Genomic DNA, 2896 nt, shown 5'->3' with positions numbered 1-2896 from the left:
TACAAGAACGCCAACGCCAGGCGTGGCAACGAATTCCCGACATCCTCCCGCCTCAATCGCCGCCAGAGCAGCACCCCGCCCCCCGCGAACGCGACGATGCTCAGGACCCGGAACGCCCAGAGGGCCTCGAAATAGGTCCGCGACCCCGTCGCCAGGAAGCAGAGCGCAGGCAGGAGCGTCCCAAGCGGCGAGGTGAAGCCGTGGACCCGTTCACCCGGGTAGTAGACCAACCCATGCCCCTCGCACAGGTTCTGGCTGTGCCGGAACGTGATGAAGAAATCTTCCCAGACGTGATTCGTGTACAATGCGTAGGCGAGCGGGCTCAGCCCCGTCGCAACCGCAACGACCCACGCCCCCCGCCAGCCCGGCCGTTGCCCGTCCGTTTCTTGCTCCATGACGAGACACTACCCCAAGGACCAACGCCCGAGACGGCCCTCGAGGCCACCCCCCCTTGACATGTCGTCACCCCATTATCATACCCACCTGAAATCCGGGGGCAATTCAAGCCGGCGACGAATTCGTCCGTCCGTGGGCCGACGAAAGCGATCGCGAGGTGGGGCTCTTGCCCGATGCCCCCAAGGTTCCTGTCTCCTCAACGGGTCAGGACGCTCCGTCAAGTCTCGACACAGGTCGCGACGTCGGCAATGTTGGCAATCCGGGGCCAGGGTCGTGGAGTCCATGCTCTCGTCTCCCTCGCATGGCCGCGAATGCGATCTTGCGGGCCATGCTCGAAGGATTCCAGCCCAACGGGAATTCCTTCGTCCCACCCATCCCTCGAGAAGGACTTCGATGCGATATCGTTGAAGCCTCCGGGCCATGCTGATCGCATCACCCCTGGTTGGGCGGGTCACATCACTCGTCGCCTCGGCGATCGACGTCGCCCGTCATGGTCCCGATCCGACCTGGTTCAATCGACCATGCCGGCGGCTTGCGGAAGGCACGAAGCTGGTCGGCAAGCCCAAGGTTGACGTCGTGAAGGTTTTGGGCCCGCCGACGTACAACGACATCAAGCATACCTAAACCATTAACGCCTCGCCCCGGTCGTTCTCTTACCGCAAAATTCCAGAAATATCGCCTTAAAAGTCTTGCCAAAAAGCCTTAATAATCCGTAGCTCGTTCCTCGAAACGGTGCATCAAATTAGGACGGGCGAAAGGACGAGAGGTGCCGTGAGCACCGCAGACGGGGCGGGCAAGCCCATCTCCAGACGATCGAAGGCCGGGGTCACATTGGGATGTTCATCGACTTCCTGGCCGAATTTGGAGTCATTCAGGTCGCCACGGTCCATCACCGACCCGGGGAGTTCGCACTCGAACTCACGCCCGCGGATCAGGCCAGGATCCGCTCCACGCATGCCGCAAGCCATGGCCTTCACCGAACGATGTTTACACTACTAAGGCAATCTGATCCCATCAAGGCGGGAACGTGTGGGAATTCGCCGACCAACCTTGTACGATCTGGCAACGGACGCCCTAGAGCAATTCTCGCTTGCGTTGCGCACGACGGAGGAAAACGGGGATTTGCTCCCGGCCGGGTCAGGCCGGAGCCCTCGCGAGTCGACGTCGAAGCCGGGAGCCAGTCCTCGTTTCCGCCTCCGCTCTCGGCTCCCGGACATGTTGTGCTGGGTGCCAGACAGACGTTAGCCGCTCTGATCGTTGCCCTCGCCTCTCCAAACACCATTCAGGACATCCCAATGCTACCCGAGCCCAGCCTTCCGCCATACGTCGAGGTTCCAGACGTCACGCCTTCGGCCGTCCCCATCCCCTTCCCGAACTTCAGTAACATGAGCGCCACCCTCCCCAACTCGGTCCATGTCAACATGCAAGTGATACAGGCCCACGGAATCTCGGAGGAGGGATCCAAACAGATGTACATAGAGGACCGAGTTCCAGAAAAATTACCCGACATGATCATTCTTTCAAGTTTCTCAGGCGACCCACAGAGGCTTTTCGTAAACCTCCACCAGGAAAGCGTCGGCCGCCGCTCTTCGACGGGACCGCGGGTCTTCCTCTCCCCATCGTCGTTGAGAGACTATTGGAGATGAACCGTGTCGCGACCTCTCCTCTACCCTTGCCGAAGGGATCAAGGGAAGCGTGACACGTCCCCGTGACCGGACGGGCCGAAGCGGCCCGACCAACCGTCGACGGTGCCGGCGCCTGTGCGTCGTGGCCGAATCTCGAGGCTCGGCCACGCGTGAGTCCGCAGAAAGCAAGCCGGCCAAGTACCCCGTCCGCGATTCGCCCCGCGATGGGTTCGTGCCTCGTTGCGGCATCCTGAAGATCCGGACCGCCCGCATCACGTCCCGAGTCCTACGGCGGTTTTCGCCGACGGTGCTCCACGGCGGGAGCGATGGGGACCAACTCCCGACCGGCTCGGTCCCGGTCCCTCGCGGGTCGACGCCGTGACCGGGATGCCTTCCCTCTCTCCCGGACCTATTCAACCACAAACGTGCGGCTTAGATCGACAGACCCCGACGTGACGTTGATGTTCCTCCGAGCGGCGACCCGGGCGATTGCCTCCAGGGTGCCGATGCCGCAATCCTCCATGAGATGTGCGGCAACAACGGTAGCGGATCGGCTTACGTCAGGCATGGCACTGGACGAGGACCGGGCTACAGCGAAACGGAGGACGCGCAGATCGTTGCCCGGCCCATCGATCAGCGCGTACGAGGCCACCTCGATCAGTCCGAGCTCGGACGCTCGACTCTCGGCGAGCGTGCCGTCGAAGCTAGGCTAGGACCAGGCCCAGAGGAACCAGGGGAGGTAGAGCGGCGTGCAGACGGCGGCCGCCCCGAGGATATCGGCCAACCTCCGCCGACGAGTCCCCTCGCCGAAGATCAGGTCGGCGGCCGACAGCACCGTGATGTCGATGCACCCATCCGGCCTCGTCCACATCAGG

4 protein-coding genes and 1 pseudogene are annotated in these 2896 nt (G+C 62.6%); 3 read left to right on the top strand and 2 right to left on the bottom strand.

What is annotated here, in order from left to right; all coding sequences use genetic code 11:
• Nucleotides 1-395 (bottom strand): annotated as a pseudogene (locus tag ACYOEI_RS40915) (hypothetical protein); the annotation flags it as partial.
• A 421-nt stretch (nucleotides 396-816) separates the two neighbouring features.
• Between ACYOEI_RS40915 and ACYOEI_RS40910 the strand changes: the two are divergent.
• A complete protein-coding gene (locus ACYOEI_RS40910) occupies nucleotides 817-1020 on the top strand; it encodes a hypothetical protein (protein WP_462856449.1) in 204 nt (67 codons plus the stop codon).
• A gap of 113 nt (nucleotides 1021-1133) precedes the next feature.
• Here ACYOEI_RS40910 and ACYOEI_RS40905 read toward each other — a convergent pair whose 3' ends face one another.
• On the bottom strand, nucleotides 1134-1352 hold the full coding sequence (locus ACYOEI_RS40905; RefSeq protein ID WP_462856448.1) for a hypothetical protein: 219 nt from the start codon (nucleotides 1350-1352) through the stop codon (nucleotides 1134-1136).
• 339 nt (nucleotides 1353-1691) lie between these two features.
• Here ACYOEI_RS40905 and ACYOEI_RS40900 point away from each other — a divergent pair, with 339 nt between their 5' ends.
• Nucleotides 1692-2042, top strand: a complete 351-nt coding sequence (locus ACYOEI_RS40900; RefSeq protein ID WP_462856447.1) for a PAAR domain-containing protein — start codon at nucleotides 1692-1694, stop codon at nucleotides 2040-2042.
• A 49-nt stretch (nucleotides 2043-2091) separates the two neighbouring features.
• Nucleotides 2092-2403: a hypothetical protein gene (locus ACYOEI_RS40895; protein WP_462856446.1), complete on the top strand. Its 312-nt coding sequence runs from the start codon at nucleotides 2092-2094 to the stop codon at nucleotides 2401-2403.
• The last annotated feature ends 493 nt before the right edge of the window (nucleotides 2404-2896 follow it).

The organism is Singulisphaera rosea (assembly GCF_054877945.1).
The sequence above is the reverse complement of the archived record's forward strand: the minus strand, read 5'-3'. Positions and strand labels throughout refer to the sequence as shown.